This window comes from Alcaligenes pakistanensis (assembly GCF_014652815.1).
GTDB classification, from domain to species: Bacteria; Pseudomonadota; Gammaproteobacteria; order Burkholderiales; family Burkholderiaceae_B; genus Alcaligenes; species Alcaligenes pakistanensis.
On the sequence record NZ_BMZN01000003.1, the window covers coordinates 693812 to 713234 of the forward strand.

The following is a 19423-nucleotide window of genomic DNA, read 5'->3' on the forward strand; positions in this document are numbered from 1 at the left end:
CTAGCTATTTCCACACCGCTAAGGCAGGTCAAAGCGCCGACAAAACAACGGTTTTCTTGTAAGCTCATGCCAATGTATAGTCATTTCTTTTAATTGTCTATACATATACAGAAAAGCCCTGTGTAGCAGGATTACCCCCGGCCTGCTATCTAAGCACGAGACAATACAAGGCTATTTTTCGTGTGAATAAGCCTTACAGGAAAACGCAAGAATGGATGCCCCCCTGACGAATCCTTCGTCCGCCGAATCAGCTCTGCCCGCCTATCTGCAAATCAAAAATTTTGTACTGGAAAAAATCCAGTCCGGGCAATGGCGTGAAGGCGATCTGATTCCCACTGAATTAGCCTTATGCGAACAATTTTCCGTCTCGCGCATGACAGTCAATCGTGCCCTGCGCGAACTGACGAATGACGACCTGCTCATCCGTATCAAAGGCTCGGGCACGTATGTGGCACAACCCAAATTCCAGTCCACCTTGATCGAGATACGCAGCATTGCGCAGGACATACGGGAACGGGGCCATCAACACAGCTGTCAGGTGTTGAGCATTGAGCGTCTGCAAGCCAGTCCTACCCAAGCACGTTTGTATGGCATTGCACCGGGCGCCGCCTTGTTTCATTCCATTATTGTTCATGCTGAAAACGGCCTGCCTATCCAATACGAAGATCGCCTGGTAGATGCGCACATGGCCCCGGATTACATGGAGCAGGACTGGAGCCAGATCACGCCGAATGAATATCTGGTGCGGGTGGCACCCTTGCCCACCGGCTTTTACAGCATCGAGGTGCTGGTGCCTCCCACCGCTATTGCTCAAGCCCTGCAGATGAAAGAGCAGCAGCCCTGTTTGGTGATGGACCGCCGCACTTTTTCCAGCGAGCAATTCACCACCCATGCCCGCTTATGGCATCCGGGGGATCGCTACAAATTCACGGGGCGAATGTAAGCAGGAAAGGCGCTACGTTTGAGTGTAAAAGGCAAAAGCCCAAGCTCTTGTCGTGGTGGGGCTTTGGCGACTGCACCTTCAGGCCAGATCCTTGTTTGACTCACTACGCTTGGTTTTTTGGTTCCCCAGACTTGCATTTGCTGCCGACAACCTCCCCCATGCCGAACCCACTGCTCCCTTACCTGCAACACTGGAATCTGCTGGCCGATGGCCCCTCCATTGAAACCAGCAATGCGATCTTGCTGCCGGTACGATGGCACGGGCAAGCGGCCATGCTGAAAGTCTCCACCTCGCCGGAAGAAATCCAGGGCTACGATCTGCTGGAATGGTGGCAAGGCCAGGGTGCGGCCAAAGTTCTGGCCCGCTCAGAAAACGCCTTATTGATGGAGCGCGCTACAGAGACGCAGAGTCTGGTGACGATGAGCCACTCCGGCCAGGATGAACAAGCCAGCCGCATTATTTGCGATGTCGTAGCCCAGTTGCATCAGAGTTCTCACCCCAAAAAAGGTACTCAGGCAGCCCGTGCCACTCCCAATACCCTCACGCCACTACACGACTGGTTTCAGTCTTTGGAGCAGGTCGATACCAGCCTGCACCCTATTGTCTTGCTTGCTCGCCAAACCATGCGGGAATTGCTCTCCCAGCCACGCGAGCTTGTTTGTCTGCATGGCGATATTCATCATCACAATATTCTGGATTTTGGGCCTCGCGGCTGGCTGGCTATCGACCCCAAAGGCTTGATCGGAGAGCGTGCTTTCGACTACGCCAATCTCTTTTGCAACCCGGACGCGGAAAGCGCAATCAATGCGGATCGGTTTCTAACGCGTGTCGACACCGTATCTAAGCACGCCAAGCTGGACAGACGCAGGCTGTTGCAATGGACTCTGGCCTGGTGCGGGCTGTCAGCCATCTGGCATTTTGAAGACGAATCCGATGCCGATATTGCCCTGCAGATTGCCACCATGGCAGCACACGCCTTGCAATCAACCGTCCTTTAGTCCTGCCCGCTTTCTAGCTGTTCATGCTGGCGATAGCGGGTCAACGACAGCCCTGTCTGACGCTTGAAGTAACGGCACAGATACGAGGGGTCCTCAAAACTGAGCTTATCGGCAATCTGCCCAATCGCCAGCTGACTGTAGGAAAGCAACGCCTTGATCTCCAGGATCACCTGTCTGTCGATCAAGGTCTTGGGGCTGTCGTTGAAAAACTCTTTAGTCAGTTGTGACAGGTAAAACGGTGTGATGTTGAGCGCATCGGCATAGAACTTCACATCGCGGTGCTGTCTGCACTGTTGACCAATCATCTCCCAGAAGCGCCAGCTGATCATTTCCTTGCGGCTGAACTGCTGACTGCCCTGGTATTCGGGCGGAATCTGCTCGGCAATGCGTAAAAAGAAGGTCTGCAAGTGATTACGCAGCATGATGTGCTGATACAGCGTGCGGGTCTGCACAATCGCGCGCAATTGCACTAACCAAGCCGCCAACAACACCTGGTCTTTTTTGGGAGGTACGCACAAGGGATGGTCGTGCAAAAAGACAAACAAGGGATTGGGCAGTTGATAAGCCACCTCAGCCGCCAAATCCTTGGGCATCAAGAGAAAAAACACCTTAAACCCGCGCGAGCGTCGTTTCAGCAAGGCAATCGTGTCTTCGGCCAGCACCAGTACATCATGACGCTGTACAGCCTGCTCTTTGAAGTTCAGGCTAAGCAGTGCGCTGCCCGACACACAAATCATCAAGCTCATATAGGCGTGACCAAAAGACAAAGGCATCCCCAGGCCCTCGGCCAGCGTGGTTTCGCCAGTCAGTAGGCCTTCTTTGCTGCTGAATAATTGTGGAATGTGGTGCATGGTGCCCGTCTGTTCTTGGCCGCTTATGCAGCAATACGCAGGACTTGCTAAAAGTACCGAAAATGCCAAGGTACTGCTCTGTCCCGTGTGTCGGCCAGACTCTATTCTGTTTCCTGCTTAATCATGAGTATAGAAAATGAAACTACAGACAGAAAGACTGATTTTACGCCCCTGGCAGGACACAGACGCTGCAGATTTGTACGAATACGCCAAAGACGAACGCGTCGGCCCCATTGCCGGTTGGCCAGTTCACACCAGCATTGAGGAAAGTGCCGAGATCATCCGCACGGTTTTCAATATGCCCGAAGTGTATGCGGTCGTGCTTAAAGAAAATGGCCGGGCGGTGGGCTGCATTGGCATCTTGATGGGTGAAAACAGCAACTTCAAGATCAGCGAGCAAGAAGGCGAAATCGGGTATTGGATTGGCGTCCCTTACTGGGGCCAGGGCCTGATCCCCGAGGCGGTACGCGAGGTGATGCGACATGCTTTTGAAACCATGCAGCTAAAGGCCCTGTGGTGCGGCTACTTTGCCAACAATGCCCAATCGCAGATTGCGCAGAGCAAATGTGGCTTTCGCCATCACCACACCGAGGAAAACAAGTACAACCCGTTCCTGCAGGATTACCGGACTGAACACATCAGCCGCATTACAGCCGAGCAATGGCTGGCTCTGCCTAAAAAACAGGCCTGACCCTTGCCTTATACACACCCACGCCGCCGCTCTGGGTGTTGAACGGCCCCCAAACTTTGGTTTAAGCATTGGGGGCCTTCATGTTCAGGGCGTTTTTCTATCTACACCTATACGACTTACGCCGTTTGCAGTACGCGCTTGGGCTGTCTTAACAAGAGAAAGAGCACGCACGCCGTCAAGGCCGCCAGAACAACCAAAGCATGCAAGACCATCAAGAATGAAGCAGCATAACTCTGGGCCAATTGCGCCTCCAAACCCGGCAACTGTTGTGCTGCCAGCTGCAAGTCACCCAAGGCTGCCCGGCTTGCCGCCTCCATAACCGCTTCCTGCGTAAACACAGTGGCATCCACGCCTAAACGCTGCTGAATCAAGGTGGCCAACAAAACACTGATGACCGCAATCGCCACGCCGTCCGCAGAGACTCGCACTGTATTAAAAATACCTGTAGCCATGCCCACTCGGTCCGGACTCACTACGCTAACGGCCATGCCGTCCATCAAGCCCCAGGGCAAACCAATACCGATCCCGATCAGCAACAAGGGCAAATGCAGTGCCTGCCCGCCTCCTGACTCAAAACCCTGGGCCAGATACCATAGGCCCCCAGCTACCAGCAGCAAGCCCACGCTGGATAAAGTCCCTGCCGTCAGCCAGCGCGTCAGCAAAGCGGCCACAAACGGCACAATCAATAAGGGCGCAGCCAACCAAATCATCATCTGCCCAGCCTGCAAAGCACCATAGCCATCAATACCGATAAAACGTCCCGGCAAGATCACAATCAGCACAATGAACAGAAAGGCCGGGGCTGCGGCCAAAGCCTGCACGCCTACGAAACTGGGGTCACGGAAGAAACTTAAATCGATCATGGGCTGGGCGACACGCCGCTCTATGCAGATAAAGCCAAGCAAAGCCACGACAGAAGCCAGCAAAGCAGACAGCACCAGCGTATCGGACCAACCTCGCTCCGGGATCAGCAACATGCCATAGGTAAACAGGCCCAAGGCCAGCGTAAAGCTGATGGCACCCGGCCAATCCAAAGAGCCCTGCGAACCGCCCTGACTAGGCGGGGTGCTGATAAAGACCAGTAGCAAACCCACGATTCCAATAGCCCCTGTCGCGTAGAACACCCCTTGCCATTGGATTGCTTCCACAATCCAGCCAAAGAACCAGGGACCGAAGGACAGCCCCAGGCCAAAAGACGTACCTAACAAGCTGAACGCCCGCGCACGGGCACGCCCTTCAAACAAGGGGGCCAGGGAAGACATAGCGGCTGCAAAGGCCGCTGCCCCACCCAAACCTTGCAGCATGCGCAAGATATCAATCCAGAAAACGGAAGGCATCAAAGGAATGGCTACCGTGAAGACACAGAACCAGGCCAGACCAATCAGCCAGATACGCCGTTGCCCGTAGATATCAGTCAGGCTGCCCGACACCATCATGGCACCGCCATAACTCAAAATATAGGCATTCATGATCCAGCTCAGTTGCGCAGCGCTGCCACCTAGCTCCACGCTGATGACAGACAACACAACCGCAGGCCCGGTAAAGCAAAGGGGGATCAATAAAGCCGTTAAACAGGCTGACAGTAACTGCAGCCGGCGCATGGCCGGCGAAGATGAAATGGAAAGCATGGTTCTCGTTTGCTGCAAAAGCGTTAGTGCCTGACAAGAATGAGCAGGCATGCCCATTCGGGGGATTTTCAAAAGCTTAAGCGCCACCGCCATAAAGAAAAATACACTACAGTTATTAATACTTAGGAAATAAATTCTTAAATAGGTCGGCACCATGATGGAAAATCTAAGAAATATCGGTTTGTTCGTACGAGTGGCCGAGCGCCTGAGCTTCTCGGCCGTGGCACGCGAATCCGGCATCTCGCCCTCTACGGTCGGTAAATCCATCGCCCGCCTGGAAGAACGCCTGAAAGTGCGCTTGTTTCACCGCAGCACCCGCACCCTGGCCCTGACGGCCGATGGCAAAATTTTTCTGGAGCGCTGCCGCCGTATCCTCTGTGAAATCGAGGCAGCGGAACTGGAAATGTCCCAGGCCAGCGAAATGCCACGCGGCACCTTACGCATCAGCCTGCCGCGCTATAGCGGCCTGTTTCAGCAAGCCATTACCCAATTCATGCAGTGTTACCCCGCGGTAGAACTGGATCTGGATTTTTCTGATCGTTTGGTCGATGTTATTGGCGAAGGCTTTGATGTCGCCATACGCGCCAGCACCCTGAATGACTCTGGCCTGATGCGTCGCCGTCTAGGCACGTTTAGCCGTGTCCTGGCCGCGTCCCCCGACTACCTGCAAACACATGGCCGCCCTCAACACGCCCAAGATCTGCAGAACCATGCCTGCCTGCATTACCGATTCCCCAATACCGGACGCTTGGAGCAATGGCCCCTGCCCAACACTCAGGACCTGCCGGATCTACCCCGCACCCTGGTATGCAATAGTGTGGAAATGCGGGTGCACCTGGCCTTACAGGGTCAGGGCATTGCCTGCCTGCCGGACTTCACCGTGGGGGAGCATTTAAGCAGCGGACGTCTGCAAACCATTCTGGATAACGACACCCATAATGTCGTGCCACTTTGGATTATCTGGCCCGCCAGCCGCAACCTGTCGCCCAAGCTGCGCGCCTTTATCGACTGCATGAGCAATACGGTGTTGAAGCCCTGAGTAAGCAGGCCCTGCTGCCTCAAGCAGCTCGGCCTGAGACGATCAGCCCCCCGTTAGCTCGGCAGCGGGACCTGCAATCTGACTGATACGCTGGAACAGATCGGCGGCTTCTTCGGTACTTAAATTCAGGCCCAGCCGCGTCCGCAAACACTCTGCCCAAGCCACGGCATCCGTATATTGATGCCGTTGATAAAGCCCTGCGTTATCACGCTGCGTATAGGTGTCATTCACCATTAATTCGCGCACACCGGGCTGGGTGCGGCTGATCAACAGGCTATTCAAAAACACCGATTGCGGATAAGTCGAGGTGTACCAATTACCAATCTCAAAATCGATCTGTGAAGCCCGGGCCAAGGTGTAGTGATACACCGTCTGCCATCCGGTAGGGCACTGAAACTGCACACTCAGCTCATCCCCCGCCTGCGCAATCCTATACACACCATGGGGCGTGGTTTGTGGGGTATCCAGCACAAACTCCAAGGGCGCGGTCTGAGTGGTAGAACCAAACGCCACATCAACAAACCAGCTGCGGCCTTCAAGATCCACGCGCAACAACATATGGGTCAGGCCGGTTTCTACCTCAGCAGGCACTTGCCAGCGCACACGGGCAATCAAGGGGGTGACGGTAAAGCCTATTTCCTGCAACACAGCCAAGAACAGCGTGTTGTGTTCAAAGCAATATCCACCACGCTGACGCTGGATCATTTTTTCTACAATGGCATCCAGATCCAGTGGCACACCCTCACCCATATAGGGCGCAATATTCTCAAAGGGAATCGCTTGGGGATGCAGCAGGTGCAGTTGCTGCAAAACCTCCAGGCTTGGCTCTACAGGCCCCTGATAGCCGATACGGGCAAAGTAAGCACTCAGAAAAGCGGTTTGTGAAATGACAGTCATCCGACACCACCGAAAATCGCGATTATGAAAAACAAGGCGGCCTAATAGGAGAGCCGGATCTGCCACCCCACTGACACCCCATTGTCAGCAGCGCGGCAGATCCTTAGTGGCTCAAGCGGCGTGCTGACTGACGAAATTCACCAAACTCTGTTTGGGAACTGCGCCAATCAAGCGATCAATCACCATGCCCTCTTTGAACAGCAAAACCGTAGGGATACTTTGGACACCATAGCGCGCTGCCAGATCAGGCGACTTATCCAGATCCACTTCGCCAAACTGAGCTTTACCCTGCATATCGTCAGCAATCGTATTGAAGATCGGTGCCATGACCCGGCAAGGGCCACACCATTGCGCCCAAAAGCGCACGGCATATACATGGGATGCCTGGTCCAGTTCAGCATCAAAATTGTCGTTATTAAGTGTCTTGAGCATGAGCGAAAACTCCAAAAAGGTAAGAACGGGATAGCGCGCGTCAGGCAGTCACTGTGCAGTGCTTGCCCGAGACAACAATCAGACAGGCAGACGGCGTCCCAGCAACTGGCCGGGCCAGTCTTCTACCTGGAAGGTGGCAAGGCGTTCATAGCCACACGATTCATAAAAACGCACCAAGGCGCCGGTACCACCGCCGTAGCAATCCACACGCAGCTGCTGCACACCGGCACGACGAGCCTGATCATCCGCAAAACCCAGCAAGTCACGTCCCAAGCCCCGTACCTGCCGATCGCGAGAACTGATCAAGACACGGACGTAGACCTCTGGCTCACTGGCAGCCGACACATAGGGCAGGGCCTCACCCAGAATCAAGGCACCCTGAACATGGCCTGTTTGGTCTTCTGCCACCCAGGCACCGGGCAAGGCACAAGCTTCACGAATTCGTGCCGCCTGATGCGACTGAGCCGACCAGGGTTCTGTACCCCACTGTCCCTGATTTCCCGTTTCCACAAACCAGGCAATGACTTCGTCAAACAGTGCGAGCACGGCGGGCACGTCTTGCTCAATCGCGCGACGTATTAGCCATTGCTCCATATAGACCCCGATTTTGTTCATCGCTTTACTCCTGACTTCATTAACCACTCCCGGCAGTAAAACATAGCGGCGCTATGATTCTGCCTAGAGCTTTCAAACATCCTTCGCCCCCTCCTGAAACGGATCGGAATGCCAGCCAACTAAGGAGCCAGCATCAAACCTGCCTGGAAAGCAGAGGCATTGGTGGCGCCCGCCAGCCTGTGGCCTCACTGCAAAGTAGGAAATCAGGGTGCCTGCGGTGGGCAAAGAGATACGCAGACCCTAGGCAATCATGGGCAAGATGCTGCCCATCAAAAACTCCGCACTACACATGGCAACAGGCTCAGTACAAGCAAATACACAGCGGACGGGATAGTCCCAGTGGTGTTAAGACGACTCATGACAGATGTTCCAGCAAATTTCCATTGCCCCACGCAATTTGCTTAATCAGCCAAGCGGCAAGATACATGCCCAGACCGAAAATTGCGTGCGCCAGCACACTGCGCCAACGGTTAGCACAAGGCGTGGGAGTGCGCGACGCAGCCACACCGGCACCCAGAGCAGGCTGCAATACAAAAAAGGGCATCACCACCGTGGCGGTGCCCACGATGACTGCAGGCAGCCAGCGAGGGTCTTGCAACCACGCCGTGCCGTAGACCGCGACCAGAAGAAAAGTGAAGGCAATACCCACGGCGTAGTGGATTGCCCAACCCAAAGGGGATTCCCCTGCAATCGGTGCAGCCTTGCCAATATTGCGATGTGCAATCTGGCCACGCAGCAAATGCCCGGCCCAGCGCCCCACCATGGCGTAATTCAAGGTAGGCACGCCCATCGCCTTTTGAATCAGGCCCCAGATATCCATCACAATGGTTGCCCCGACCCCGACCAGAATCACGTGTAGCCACTCATTCATCGATAGCATTGTGCATCCTTCCCGTTGATAAGCACCTCGTTTTCAGCCATCATAGAAGTTGAAGTCAACTTCAAGTCAAGAGGTGCAAAATGGATATTTCAGAAGTCGCCAAACAGACTGGTTTGCCCTCCTCCACCGTGCGTTATTACGACAACCAAGGCTTGATTAGCGCCGTCAGCGCGCCGGGCGAGCGGCGACGTTTCACCCCACAGGTACTGGATCAATTGGCCTTGATTGCCTTGGGACAGGCAGGCGGACTATCGCTGGAAGAAATACGGGCGATGCTGCCCCCCGACGGCGCTCCGCAAGTGGACCGGCAATTGCTGCTGTCCAAGGCCGATCAACTTGACGCCACCATCAAGCGCCTGCGCGCCATGAGCGACGGCCTACGCCACGCGGCCCACTGCCCGGCCACAAACCATACGCAGTGCCCGCAATTCCAGCGTTTGCTAAAGGCGGCTGCCAACCGCGTCAAAAAGAACAAAACAAGTGGTTCCAGCGAGACGATGGCTCGCATCGCCAAAGCGATGTAAATGCCAAAAACCAACACTAGCTCCAAACTGGCTCCGTAGAGGCTGCAGAAAACCTCGCCCTATAATGGGCCTCTGTCGCGCTGTGGCCTTACTATCCCCCCAAGGCTACGCAGCCTGTGCCAAACAGGCATTGGTCATGACACACCCAACATTTACAGTATTTATGTGAGGAGCCGTCTCCATGACGAGCACTGAATCAGCAACTGAGTAAGCCGCAACAAGCTTTTGTCTTGTTGCGGCGTTCTGTACTTCCAATCCCGCTGATTGCTAACAAACAGACGCCGCCCGATCTCTTTTTTCGAGTGGTAATTTTGTTATGTCTTCCTCACGCTCTTCCTGGGCTTATACGCTGCCGGCCACCTTGCTGCTGATGGCACCGTTCGACATCCTCGCCTCTTTGGGGATGGATATTTACCTGCCTGTAGTACCGGCCATGCCGGGCTTGTTGGACACCACGCCTGCCATCATCCAGCTCACTCTCAGCCTGTACCTGCTGGTATTGGGTGCTGGGCAACTGATCTTTGGCCCCCTGTCTGATCGCATTGGCAGACGACCTGTTTTGCTTGGGGGTGCCGCCCTATTTGTACTGGCCTCCACAGCAGCCGCCTTGTCCGGCTCCGCTTGGGCTTTCGTGGGGTTCCGCCTGCTGCAGGCACTGGGTGCTTCGGCCACCATCGTGGCCTTGTTTGCCACGGTGCGCGATGTCTATGCCGATCGCCCCGAAGGTGTGGTGATCTACAGCCTCTTCAGCTCCATCCTGGCCTTTGTCCCCGCTCTGGGGCCCATTATGGGTGCATTGATTGCCCAGCTAGCTGGATGGAAAGCCATCTTCCTGACGCTGGCAGGCTTAGGTTTTCTGGCCTGGGTTCATGCACTGTTCAAATGGCACGAAACCCTGCCTGTCAAAACAACTCACACACCGCGATCAGCCCTGGCGGTATTCAAAAGCCGGGCATTCTGGGTCTATACCTTGGGGTTTTCCACCGGAATGGGGACATTTTTTGTCTACTTTTCTACCGCACCACGGATCTTGATCGGACAAGCAGGCTATTCAGAAATGAACTTCAGCCTGGCCTTTGCCAGCGTCGCTTTGGTGATGATTGCAACCACACGCCTGTCCAAAACCTTTGTGGCACGCTGGGGGATTGCCGGGAGCCTGGCGCGTGGCATGGGCTTGATCGTCCTTGCCGCCCTTTTGCTGGCAGGGGGACAACTCCTGTTTAAACCCTCCTTTACCAGCTTTATCCTGACCATGTGGATGGCCGCCGTCGGCATTGTGATGACCGTGTCCGTCACTGCCAACGGAGCATTGGCCGAGTTCAACGAGGTAGCTGGTTCAGCGGTTGCTATCTACTTCTGCGTGGAAAGCCTGATAGTTAGCCTAGTTGGCACCTTGGCGGTCACCCTGCTTAACGGTGATACCGCTTGGCCTTTGGTAGTTTTTGCTCTGTTTATGAGCAGTGTGGTCTTGATAAGTTTGGAGCGGCTGAAAGCCACGAAGTGATATTCACTGGCCTTTGAACCGCATGTACAAAACGAGCAAATTGGCGTGCGCTCCAAGGTAGAAAGACTGCCAATGTCCGTAATATCAGTCCTAAGCCATCATAAGGATTGGTATTACGGACATTAAATCAATGAGCAGCGTAGTCCTTTCTGATGAGAAGAGCCTCGAAGGGTTTCTGCACCAAACCCTCTCCCCCTCTATAAAACGGACCAGACACCTTCAGCTTTATGCATCCCCAAGGTCATTCAAACTCAAGTCATACGTTACCCACGCTGTTGCCTGAGTCAGACCGTCGTAAAGACACCGCGCCTGGGCGTTACCTTGTGCCGTAATCCAGCGCAGAAAAGGCCAGCCCTGTTCTTGGCCTGCCTGCGCCACTGCGTCAATCAAACGACGGCCCAGCCCACCACCACGCTGTTCAGGCAGCACAAACAGATCATCCAGAAAACCAGCATCCTTCCCTAACAAAGGCTCTGGAAACGGACGATAGTGCGCCAGGGCCAGCAGCTTACCGTTCACCGCCGCTACGACCTTGCCTTGTAAAGGATGCTGCGCATCCATCAACCAAGACCAGGTGCGGCCCAAGATATTTTCATTCATGGGCTCCCTATAAAATTCGGCATAGTGCCGATACAACGACTCCCATTCTTGCCGATCTTCTGGCATCAAATCCCGGATTTCAGTGCCCTCGACAACGGGCTGTTCTGCACGGCTATTCATGCTTATTTTCCCCATTTACTACCACGCTGTTGCAAGGGCGGGTGCCGGCTGGTGCGAAGCAAAATGTGGCAGCACATATTCAGCCAGTTCCTGAATGATCTCCGCAGCAGGCCGCTGCGCGAACTGAATACCTAGTGCCGCATGGTTCACCCCGGCTGCCTGCCATTGCTCCAGTAAGGTGATCAGACCCTTGCGTCCGGTACGCAGTGTAAAACCACCTTGCAAGGGTGTGCGCGGATAATCAGGATCGTCCACCAAATCCAACCACTCATTAGTCATGTGTGGGCGGAATCCCCCGTCTGGAATCCGGGCGCGCCACGCCTGGATTTTAGCGGCCAGCCTTTGCGGACCCAGCAAGTTATGCGTGGCGTCGGGGTAGGTCAGCCAGCCATCAGCCTGTTCTGCAATCCATTCGGGCGACTGCCCCGAGGAGCTGGTAACAATCAAGGGAATAGAACCGTGGACTGGTTTTGGTAGAAGCTCGGCCGTATCAAACCGCCCTAAAGGGGAGTCGATAGCCAGCCTGCCGGACTGCATCAGTTGCCGAAAATACGTGACTGCCTGTGCAAAGCGCTCCCCTCGTTGGGCATGCTCCAAGCCATAGGCGGGAAACTCAACCGGCCTGTCTCCGGACGCAATGCCCAACACCAAACGGCCTCCTGATAGCTGGTCAATGGTAAAGGCCGATTTGGCCAGATCAATAGGATGACGCAAAGAAAAAATCGTGCTGCCTGTGGCCAACGCCACGCGCTTGGTGCGAGCCGCCAAAAAAGCCAAATAGGTGAAGGGATCAAATATCTGCCCCGCATCACCAAAACCTGGATCGTACAAAGGTACATCGCGTACCCAGACTGCCGCAAAATCCTGGCGGTCTATGGCCTCTACCAGCTCAGCCTGGCCGGCCAACACGCTCATATCGCCCTGATAAAAACGCAGGGGCAAAAAGATGCCCAGAGTCAGGCGATCAGGTGCAAACATGCGTCGATAGCCAGGATGCGCCTCAAAAGCGGGGAAGGAAGCGCCTTGGGTTACGGGTGTTTCAAAAGTCATGATGATGTCCCCTTATGCGCCCGTAGCCGGTTCAGGCAAAGTGATGCCTTTACGTACAGCGGGACGCTGTGCCACGCGCTCATGCCAATCGCTCATGTGTCGATACTGGCTGAAATCAAAGTCGATAATCCGGGCGATATGCGTCCAGCCAAAGTGGGCAATATCAGCAATGGAGTAGTCCTGCCCAGCCAGATAAGGATGGTCTGCCAATCGCGTATCCAGCACGGTAAAAACACCATCCACCAGACGGCGGTAACGCTCGATGGCCGTTGGGATCTTGTCTTGGGAAAACAGCTCAAAATGCACACGCTGCCCCATGATCGGGCCCACGCTGGACGAGTGAAATTGCAGCCATTTAATGGTTTCCCAGCGCTGAACAGGCTCTTTTGAGAGCAATTCCCCTGTTTTCTCTGCCAGATACAACAAAATAGCCGCTGACTCGAACAGGACAATGCCAGTTTCATCGTCCTTGATCACAGGGATGCGGCCATGAGGATTCAAGGCCAGGAAATCCGGCTGCTTATGCTCCTTAGCCTCGATGCGCACATGGTGCAGGCGGTACGGCAAGGCCAGTTCCTCCAAGGCGATGGTCGCCTTAAAGCCGTTAGGCGAACTATCGGTGTACAGATCAATCATGGTGTGGCTCCCAAACTCAAGGTGCGCTCTACTTTTGGCTATAGATACGCTAAACTTCAAAAACACTCAGAAACCTATTTTCCATTCCATAACCCGCAAAGAAAAACGATTAAATCTACTTTATAGATTTAGAAAAACTAAATCATGAACCCTATCTTTCCTTTGCTTGCCCTGCGCGCTTTTACCGAGGTCGGACGTCACGGCAGCATCAAGCTCGCCGCCCAGGCATTGGGCGTAACCTCGGGCGCCGTTAGCCAACAGATTCGGCAATTAGAAGATCGTTTGGGGGTGACGCTGTTTGTACGCAGTCATCACAAAATGAGTTTGAGTGAAGCCGGTGTGCAGGTTTACCCAGAGCTGCTGGCCGCCTTCGACCAGATCGAAAGCGCCTTGCGCACACTGGATGCCGCCAAGCAGCGTAAAACCTTGACGATTAGCACCGTGCCCTCCTTTGCCGCTTCCTGGCTAATTCCCAGGTTGGCAGACTTCAAAGAACGGCACCCGGACATCGAAATCCGCGTTGAGGCTTCCCCCACACTGGTAGACCTGCGTCGTGACAAGGTAGATATCGCCATTCGCCACGGCTTGGGGGTGTATCCCGGTTTACAGGCCAAGCCGTTAATGGCCCCCGTGCTGCTGCCCGTTGCCAGCCCAGCATTGTTGGCAGACAAGCCTGCCATTCAGGAGCCTGTCGATTGTCTGGAATGGCCGCTGCTGCAAGACGCGGATCGGGCTGATTGGTCCCTATGGCTGTCTGCCCATGGTGTTGCAGACGATGCGCGAGCGGATCGAGGCACGGCTTTCGAGGACGACTATTTGCTGATTCGCGGTGCGATTGCTGGCCTGGGACTGGCCTTGATACCGCAGGAATATGCACAGGATGAAATAGCGGCCGGTCGCTTGGTACAAGTGCTGGACAAACCCTGGCCTGCTCGCTTTGCCTATTATCTGGTGACCTTGCCCAGTGCCACACAAAGTGCCGAAGTTCGCGCCTTTACGGATTGGATAGCAGAGCAAGCGCAGTAACGGTGAGCAGGCTCCAGACATCCAAAACCTAAAGCCAGCCTGACGTTGGACGAAGAACAAAAAAACCCCGTCCCTAAGCTAAGGACGGGGCAAACCTCAACAAGCAATTGAAAAACTAGTGAGCCAATTCCACGGCCACCGGGCCACGGGGACGGGAGCAACACAGCAAAACCTTGCCCTCAGGCACGGGGTCCAGCGGCTCTTCAAAATAATCGACCTCGCCCGACACCAAGGTACACATGCAGGTATTGCACAAACCCGCGCGGCAATTGAAATCAGGGCTTAAACCCGCCTCTTCGGCCAGGTCCAGCAAGGACGGACAATCCTCATGCCATTGGGCCTGACGGCCATCAGGCAAGAACGTCACCGTCTGGGTGGCATCTTTTACGGCTGCTCCCTCTACAAGCGCCTCCGTTACTGGAAGAACCGCTGCCGAGCCATTGGCAAGGGTGGGCTGCGCATCAGTCTGGATAACGTTAGTTGCCACAGCACTAGCCACAGTATTTTCCAGCACCGTCGCAGGGCCAAAGAACTCGTAATGAATGCGCTCACGTGCCACGCCCAAACTGCGCAAAATACCGTAATTGGTCTGCATGAACACACTAGGTCCACACAGGTAGAACTCGTAATCATCCAAGGGCAGCCAGCGCTGCAACTGCTCGCGTGTAATCAGTCCCGCCACATGGTGCAAACCGGCTTGTTCGTCGCGTTCGCTCGGGTTGCGATAACAGAAGTAAACCTGCACGCCCTCGCGCTGCGCAGCCAGCTCACGTAGCTCGCCTGCAAAGGCATGGACCGTACTGTTATCGCAGGCATGAATCACATGCACTTTGCGTTTGCTACCCTTTACCAAGCGATGCAGCATGGCCAGCAAAGGAGTCTGGCCCACGCCACCGCTAAGCAACACCACTGGCCGCTGACTACTTTCATCCAGGACGAACTCGCCCATGGGACCGGCCGCGCTCAGCACATCACCAGGCTGCACGTGTTGATGCAAATAGGACGAGCCCAATCCATCCGCCACGTTAGAACCCACCGGAGCTTTTTCGTGTTTGACGGAAATGCGCAGATGGTCTGTGCAATCAGGATCACCCGACACGCTGTAGTTACGCAGCACCGTTTGCCCATCAATTGTCAGGCGAAACACCAGATATTGCCCAGGTAGGTAGGGCGGCACAGAACCCTCTACGGGCTCCAGCACAAACGAAGTAATGACCTCGCTTTCCCGCTGTTTTTCTAGGATGCGGTAGTCCTGAAAACGGCGGCTGACCGTACTGTCTGTGGACGCAGGCGATGCAATCGTATTCATGACGCTCAAGCCGTTGTGGTCTCGCTGGCAACAGCCTGCTCGGCCTGAATCATTTGGCTGATCTTGCGACGGAAGCGCAAGGGGCCAGAATCCAGTGGCAAATCCAAAGCAGCAGGACGTTCCTTCAGGGCTGTATGCACTGCTTCCAAGATCACTTTGTCTTCCATGAAAGCGTGGCGCACGTCTTCATTAAAGACTTTGGAGATAGCCTCGTCATCCGGGCTGAAATTACGCAGCTGGAACCAGAAGTAGCGCGTGTGTTCCTCGTCGATGGGCGTCAGGAAGTTGTAGGAATCCATCAAGAAAACGTCCTTGTGGTACTCGCTGGGTTCCTCGGTCGCCGCGCCAGCGGGCAAGAAGATCGCCTTGATCACCGCCAACGAAGGGAAGCGCACTTCGTATTGCTGTTTACGGTCGCAATTGCCATCAAATTGAACGAATTGCTTGTAAAACGGAGCAACTTCCACATTTTTGGACCAGCGCGATACGGTCACACCATTGTCTTCCACCTTCACGCTCAAGGGCAGGCCAATGATGTCGGGGCTGCCAAAAGAGCTTTGGTGCACCCAGGACACGTGCGAGGGGTCCAGCAAATTATCGGTAACGTACAGGTAGTTGCAATCCAGCTCCATGGCATCGCCACGGTTCACGCCCCATTCGGGGTTATTCCACTCGGGAATGTCGATCAGCTTGGCAGGGTCGGCCAGTTCGGGATCACCCATCCATACCCAGACCAGGCCATATTGCTCCGTACAGGGGTAGCTGCGCACGACCGCGCTTTTGGGTATCTGTGCCACGCCCGGCGCCTTGGTACAGGAGCCGCTGCAATCGAAGGTAAGACCGTGGTAACCGCACTCCACCTGATCGCCAATCAAGCGGCCTTTGGACAAAGGCAGGCGACGGTGCGGACAGGAATCCTCCAGAGCGACAGGCTGGCCGTCTTCACGGCGATACATCACCAGGTTTTCGCTGAGCATACGCACGGGCTGCAAGCTGCGACCGAGCTGCGTAGCCAATGCACCTACATACCAGGCATTGCGTACAAACATGATTTACCCCCAACTCTATACACGGTGCACGACGGCAACAGGGCCAATCATGCGCTATTGCCTGCCATGATAATCTCAATCAAATTCAGCCTACCATCCATATCGTTTAGAATTTCTAAAGTTAAACTACTTCTTTGGACGGGGTCTGCCCATCATGGATACCTTGCCTCCGCTACGAGCGCTTCAAATCTTTGAAACACTGGGCCATAGCCAAAGCCTGCAAGAAGCCGCACGTCGTCTACAAATTACGCCCGGTGCCATCAGTCAGCAACTGCGTCTGTTGGAAGAGACGCTGGGTTGTCGTTTAACCTACAAAGAAGGCAAACGCCTACGGCTGACGGCAGCGGGGGTACGTTTCCACGAGATCTGCACCCAGGCTTTTGAACTGCTGCGTGAAGGGCAGCAGGAAATGGAGCGTTCACGCAACACCAGCCTGTTATCCATCAGCGCCCTGCCCTCCATGCTTAAAACCTGGATGGCCCCGCTGGCGTTTCAATGGCAAGAACAATACGACCCCGAACTGACCCTGCACCTGAAAGGCAGCCACGCCGAACCAGATCTGGAAGCAGAACAAATTGATTTCCGGATTACCTACGGGCAAGCCGCTGCACGCCCCCGCAGTTTTACAGAGCTGTATACCGACAGAGTCGTACCCGCCTGCAGTCCATCGCTGCTGCAAGGACACGCGGCCTTGCGCCATCCACGCGATCTGCTGAACTACCCCTTGCTATCCTCGGATTGGCAACCGCGCTTTACCTCGCCCCCCTCTTGGCGGGACTGGTTTGAGTCGCTGAACATAGACAGCGGCGATGCGCCCCTGGATCGCTTCCGTGTTTTTTCCCTGTCGCATATGGCGCTGGAGTCGGCCCTAGCCAGCCAAGGCTTTGTATTGGCGCAATGCTCGATGATAGAAAAGGAAGTACGCAGCGGGCAGTTGATCCTGCCCTTCTCCCACTCCCTGCCGCTGCCTTGGCCTTATGTGCTGACTCGACGGGCGGGCGCGTTTGAATCCCCCCATAGCCAAGACTTCCATCGGTACTTGCTGAACCGTGCACGGCAGCAAGAGCAAATTAATCAGGACATCCTGACTCAGGCACTGAGCTGAGAGCCTGATTCAGCACCCATCAATGCTATGGGACTCACACTGAAACAAGTCGGAGAGAAGGAGTCCAAGGCGGGTTCGCTGGTTCGCTGGTTCGCTGGTTCGCTGGTTCGCTGGTTCGCTGGTTCGCTGCACAGGATATGTCGCCCCCAGCCGGATGCCACTGTTTTCATTCCGCTTATTTCATAAAAAAAACGTGTTCACCGCCCCCGAAAGGGCCATAAACACGCTCTTTTAACCTGCTGGAACTACGTCAGTGTATTAGGCCACAACCGCAGCCAGCGACTCTGCAAAGTAATCCACGTTGGACTGGTTCAAGCCTGGCACGCTGATGCGGCCCGACTCCAGAACGTAGACACCAAACTCGTCACGCAGCTTTTTGATCTGCTCCATGGTCAAGCCGGTGTAGCAGAACATGCCTTGTTGTTTGACGAAGTAGCTGCTGTCGTACTGGGGAGCCAGCTCTTGCAGGCGCTCGTGCACACGCTTGCGCATGGCGGCGATACGCTGACGCATGGTTTCTACGTCAGCCGTCCATTGAGCCAGCAAGTCTGCATCCGACAAGATAGTGGCAATCGCCTGACCACCGTGCGAAGGCGGGTTGGAGTAAATGCGGCGCACCACGGCTTTCAGTTGGCCCAATACGCGGTCTGCTTCATCTGCGTTCTTGCACACCACCGACAAGCCACCACAGCGCTCGGAGTAGTACGAGAAATTCTTGGAGAAGGAGTTGGCCAACAAGAACGTCAGGCCCGCATCCACCATGGCGCGCACAGCGAAAGCATCCTCATCCAGGCTGCGACCAAAACCTTGGTAGGCCATGTCCAGGAACGGAATCAGTTTGCGCTGTTGCAGGACGGGGATCAGTTTCAGCCACTGCTCATCGCTCAGGTCAGCCCCCGTGGGGTTATGACAGCAGGGGTGCAGCAGCACAATGCTGTGCTCGGGCAGAACGGAAATGTCTTCCATCAGGCCGGTGAAATCCAGACCACGAGTGGCGGGATCGTAATAGCGATAAGTGTGGGTAGGGATGCCCGATCCACGGAAAATGGAGTGGTGGTTGTCCCAGGCAGGATCGCTGATCCACATTTCACTATTGGGGTAGGCTTCATGCAGGAAGTCGCCACCCACTTTCAATGCGCCCGAACCACCCAATGTCTGGATAGTGGCCACACGGCCTTCTTCCAGCACTTTGCTATCCGCACCAAAAATCAGTTTTTGCACGGCGCTACGGTAGGAAGCCAGACCTTCGATAGGCAGGTAGCCTCGTGGCTGACCCTTGGCCGCCCATTGATCTTCAGCGCGGCGAGCTACATCCAGCAAAGGCAAACGGCCTTGCTCGTCGTAATACAGACCAATGGTCAGGTTGACCTTGCGATCACGTGGATCGGCGTGAAACGCCTCGTTCAAACGGAAAATCGGATCGCCACCATAGGCCTGCAAATGCTCAAACATGCTTGTTCCTTGAAAAATTACGGTTGTGGGCCGCCCGGTCTGATCAACGGACTATTCGGATAAGCATTGACCTT

The 19423-nt window shown here is 55.0% G+C and carries 20 protein-coding genes; 8 read left to right on the plus strand and 12 right to left on the minus strand.

The window, feature by feature from the left end:
- Positions 1 to 211: 211 nt before the first annotated feature.
- The gene (gene hutC / locus IE156_RS12380; protein ID WP_189392825.1) at positions 212 to 943 is read left to right on the plus strand and encodes a histidine utilization transcriptional repressor HutC; all 732 of its coding nucleotides are present in this window, start codon (positions 212 to 214) and stop codon (positions 941 to 943) included.
- 95 nt (positions 944 to 1038) lie between these two features.
- A complete protein-coding gene (locus IE156_RS12385) occupies positions 1039 to 1941 on the plus strand; it encodes an aminoglycoside phosphotransferase family protein (RefSeq protein WP_229841265.1) in 903 nt (300 codons plus the stop codon).
- On the opposite strand, the gene IE156_RS12390 is transcribed toward IE156_RS12385, so the two are convergent.
- Entirely contained in the window at positions 1938 to 2792 is an 855-nt protein-coding gene (locus tag IE156_RS12390; RefSeq protein ID WP_189392826.1) for an AraC family transcriptional regulator, read from the minus strand. The two genes, IE156_RS12385 and IE156_RS12390, sit on opposite strands and share 4 nt — an antisense overlap.
- Positions 2793 to 2928: 136 nt before the next feature.
- Here IE156_RS12390 and IE156_RS12395 point away from each other — a divergent pair, with 136 nt between their 5' ends.
- Positions 2929 to 3483 (plus strand): GNAT family N-acetyltransferase, encoded by a 555-nt coding sequence (locus tag IE156_RS12395; RefSeq protein WP_189392827.1) that lies wholly within the window; start codon positions 2929 to 2931, stop codon positions 3481 to 3483.
- A 116-nt stretch (positions 3484 to 3599) separates the two neighbouring features.
- Here IE156_RS12395 and IE156_RS12400 read toward each other — a convergent pair whose 3' ends face one another.
- Positions 3600 to 5111 carry an MFS transporter gene (locus tag IE156_RS12400; RefSeq protein ID WP_189392828.1) on the minus strand — a complete coding sequence of 504 codons (1512 nt, stop codon included), beginning with the start codon at positions 5109 to 5111 and terminating at the stop codon, positions 3600 to 3602.
- A 157-nt stretch (positions 5112 to 5268) separates the two neighbouring features.
- Here IE156_RS12400 and IE156_RS12405 point away from each other — a divergent pair, with 157 nt between their 5' ends.
- On the plus strand, positions 5269 to 6150 hold the full coding sequence (locus IE156_RS12405) for a LysR family transcriptional regulator (protein WP_229841300.1): 882 nt from the start codon (positions 5269 to 5271) through the stop codon (positions 6148 to 6150).
- A 42-nt stretch (positions 6151 to 6192) separates the two neighbouring features.
- On the opposite strand, the gene IE156_RS12410 is transcribed toward IE156_RS12405, so the two are convergent.
- The 4 genes from IE156_RS12410 to IE156_RS12425 all read right to left on the minus strand — a co-directional run bounded on the left by IE156_RS12410 (position 6193) and on the right by IE156_RS12425 (position 8974).
- Positions 6193 to 7047 carry an arylamine N-acetyltransferase family protein gene (locus IE156_RS12410; protein ID WP_189392830.1) on the minus strand — a complete coding sequence of 285 codons (855 nt, stop codon included), beginning with the start codon at positions 7045 to 7047 and terminating at the stop codon, positions 6193 to 6195.
- 111 nt (positions 7048 to 7158) lie between these two features.
- A complete protein-coding gene (gene trxA, locus IE156_RS12415; protein WP_189392831.1) occupies positions 7159 to 7479 on the minus strand; it encodes a thioredoxin in 321 nt (106 codons plus the stop codon).
- A gap of 78 nt (positions 7480 to 7557) precedes the next feature.
- A complete protein-coding gene (locus IE156_RS12420; protein ID WP_229841266.1) occupies positions 7558 to 8094 on the minus strand; it encodes a GNAT family N-acetyltransferase in 537 nt (178 codons plus the stop codon).
- Between the two features lie 355 nt (positions 8095 to 8449).
- Positions 8450 to 8974, minus strand: coding sequence for a DUF2938 domain-containing protein (locus tag IE156_RS12425; RefSeq protein ID WP_189392832.1), 525 nt, complete (start codon positions 8972 to 8974; stop codon positions 8450 to 8452).
- An 80-nt stretch (positions 8975 to 9054) separates the two neighbouring features.
- Here IE156_RS12425 and IE156_RS12430 point away from each other — a divergent pair, with 80 nt between their 5' ends.
- Positions 9055 to 9498 carry a helix-turn-helix domain-containing protein gene (locus IE156_RS12430; protein ID WP_189392833.1) on the plus strand — a complete coding sequence of 148 codons (444 nt, stop codon included), beginning with the start codon at positions 9055 to 9057 and terminating at the stop codon, positions 9496 to 9498.
- 316 nt (positions 9499 to 9814) lie between these two features.
- Positions 9815 to 11002 carry a CmlA/FloR family chloramphenicol efflux MFS transporter gene (cml, locus tag IE156_RS12435; RefSeq protein ID WP_189392834.1) on the plus strand — a complete coding sequence of 396 codons (1188 nt, stop codon included), beginning with the start codon at positions 9815 to 9817 and terminating at the stop codon, positions 11000 to 11002.
- A 225-nt stretch (positions 11003 to 11227) separates the two neighbouring features.
- Here the strand turns inward: cml and IE156_RS12440 are convergent, their stop codons facing one another.
- Genes IE156_RS12440 through IE156_RS12450 form a run of 3 tightly spaced genes read right to left on the minus strand, consistent with a single transcriptional unit; the run spans position 11228 to position 13408 of the window.
- Positions 11228 to 11722, minus strand: a complete 495-nt coding sequence (locus IE156_RS12440; protein WP_189392835.1) for a GNAT family N-acetyltransferase — start codon at positions 11720 to 11722, stop codon at positions 11228 to 11230.
- Positions 11723 to 11740: 18 nt separating this feature from the next.
- Positions 11741 to 12772 (minus strand): LLM class oxidoreductase, encoded by a 1032-nt coding sequence (locus IE156_RS12445; protein WP_189392836.1) that lies wholly within the window; start codon positions 12770 to 12772, stop codon positions 11741 to 11743.
- A gap of 12 nt (positions 12773 to 12784) precedes the next feature.
- A complete protein-coding gene (locus IE156_RS12450; RefSeq protein WP_189392837.1) occupies positions 12785 to 13408 on the minus strand; it encodes a glutathione S-transferase family protein in 624 nt (207 codons plus the stop codon).
- A 144-nt stretch (positions 13409 to 13552) separates the two neighbouring features.
- Here IE156_RS12450 and gcvA point away from each other — a divergent pair, with 144 nt between their 5' ends.
- Positions 13553 to 14434, plus strand: coding sequence for a transcriptional regulator GcvA (gene gcvA, locus IE156_RS12455; protein ID WP_189392838.1), 882 nt, complete (start codon positions 13553 to 13555; stop codon positions 14432 to 14434).
- 115 nt (positions 14435 to 14549) lie between these two features.
- Here gcvA and IE156_RS12460 read toward each other — a convergent pair whose 3' ends face one another.
- Together IE156_RS12460 and IE156_RS12465 are read right to left on the minus strand one after the other, a co-directional pair.
- Entirely contained in the window at positions 14550 to 15743 is a 1194-nt protein-coding gene (locus tag IE156_RS12460) for a 2Fe-2S iron-sulfur cluster-binding protein (protein WP_189392839.1), read from the minus strand.
- A gap of 5 nt (positions 15744 to 15748) precedes the next feature.
- Positions 15749 to 16792, minus strand: coding sequence for an aromatic ring-hydroxylating dioxygenase subunit alpha (locus tag IE156_RS12465; RefSeq protein WP_189392840.1), 1044 nt, complete (start codon positions 16790 to 16792; stop codon positions 15749 to 15751).
- Between the two features lie 154 nt (positions 16793 to 16946).
- Between IE156_RS12465 and IE156_RS12470 the strand changes: the two genes are divergently transcribed.
- On the plus strand, positions 16947 to 17897 hold the full coding sequence (locus IE156_RS12470; protein WP_189392841.1) for a LysR substrate-binding domain-containing protein: 951 nt from the start codon (positions 16947 to 16949) through the stop codon (positions 17895 to 17897).
- Positions 17898 to 18155: 258 nt separating this feature from the next.
- Here IE156_RS12470 and IE156_RS12475 read toward each other — a convergent pair whose 3' ends face one another.
- Entirely contained in the window at positions 18156 to 19349 is a 1194-nt protein-coding gene (locus tag IE156_RS12475; RefSeq protein ID WP_189392842.1) for an amino acid aminotransferase, read from the minus strand.
- Positions 19350 to 19423: the final 74 nt, after the last annotated feature.

What these genes read in the sequence shown, in the direction of transcription:
- hutC (WP_189392825.1), top strand. Translation starts at nt 212, where the DNA reads ATGGATGCCCCCCTGACGAATCCTTCGTCCGCCGAATCAGCTCTGCCC.
- IE156_RS12390 (WP_189392826.1), bottom strand. Translation starts at nt 2,792, where the DNA reads ATGCACCACATTCCACAATTATTCAGCAGCAAAGAAGGCCTACTGACT.
- IE156_RS12395 (WP_189392827.1), top strand. Translation starts at nt 2,929, where the DNA reads ATGAAACTACAGACAGAAAGACTGATTTTACGCCCCTGGCAGGACACA.
- IE156_RS12400 (WP_189392828.1), bottom strand. Translation starts at nt 5,111, where the DNA reads ATGCTTTCCATTTCATCTTCGCCGGCCATGCGCCGGCTGCAGTTACTG.
- IE156_RS12405 (WP_229841300.1), top strand. Translation starts at nt 5,269, where the DNA reads ATGGAAAATCTAAGAAATATCGGTTTGTTCGTACGAGTGGCCGAGCGC.
- IE156_RS12410 (WP_189392830.1), bottom strand. Translation starts at nt 7,047, where the DNA reads ATGACTGTCATTTCACAAACCGCTTTTCTGAGTGCTTACTTTGCCCGT.
- trxA (WP_189392831.1), bottom strand. Translation starts at nt 7,479, where the DNA reads ATGCTCAAGACACTTAATAACGACAATTTTGATGCTGAACTGGACCAG.
- IE156_RS12420 (WP_229841266.1), bottom strand. Translation starts at nt 8,094, where the DNA reads ATGAACAAAATCGGGGTCTATATGGAGCAATGGCTAATACGTCGCGCG.
- IE156_RS12425 (WP_189392832.1), bottom strand. Translation starts at nt 8,974, where the DNA reads ATGCTATCGATGAATGAGTGGCTACACGTGATTCTGGTCGGGGTCGGG.
- IE156_RS12430 (WP_189392833.1), top strand. Translation starts at nt 9,055, where the DNA reads ATGGATATTTCAGAAGTCGCCAAACAGACTGGTTTGCCCTCCTCCACC.
- cml (WP_189392834.1), top strand. Translation starts at nt 9,815, where the DNA reads ATGTCTTCCTCACGCTCTTCCTGGGCTTATACGCTGCCGGCCACCTTG.
- IE156_RS12440 (WP_189392835.1), bottom strand. Translation starts at nt 11,722, where the DNA reads ATGAATAGCCGTGCAGAACAGCCCGTTGTCGAGGGCACTGAAATCCGG.
- IE156_RS12445 (WP_189392836.1), bottom strand. Translation starts at nt 12,772, where the DNA reads ATGACTTTTGAAACACCCGTAACCCAAGGCGCTTCCTTCCCCGCTTTT.
- IE156_RS12450 (WP_189392837.1), bottom strand. Translation starts at nt 13,408, where the DNA reads ATGATTGATCTGTACACCGATAGTTCGCCTAACGGCTTTAAGGCGACC.
- gcvA (WP_189392838.1), top strand. Translation starts at nt 13,553, where the DNA reads ATGAACCCTATCTTTCCTTTGCTTGCCCTGCGCGCTTTTACCGAGGTC.
- IE156_RS12460 (WP_189392839.1), bottom strand. Translation starts at nt 15,743, where the DNA reads ATGAATACGATTGCATCGCCTGCGTCCACAGACAGTACGGTCAGCCGC.
- IE156_RS12465 (WP_189392840.1), bottom strand. Translation starts at nt 16,792, where the DNA reads ATGTTTGTACGCAATGCCTGGTATGTAGGTGCATTGGCTACGCAGCTC.
- IE156_RS12470 (WP_189392841.1), top strand. Translation starts at nt 16,947, where the DNA reads ATGGATACCTTGCCTCCGCTACGAGCGCTTCAAATCTTTGAAACACTG.
- IE156_RS12475 (WP_189392842.1), bottom strand. Translation starts at nt 19,349, where the DNA reads ATGTTTGAGCATTTGCAGGCCTATGGTGGCGATCCGATTTTCCGTTTG.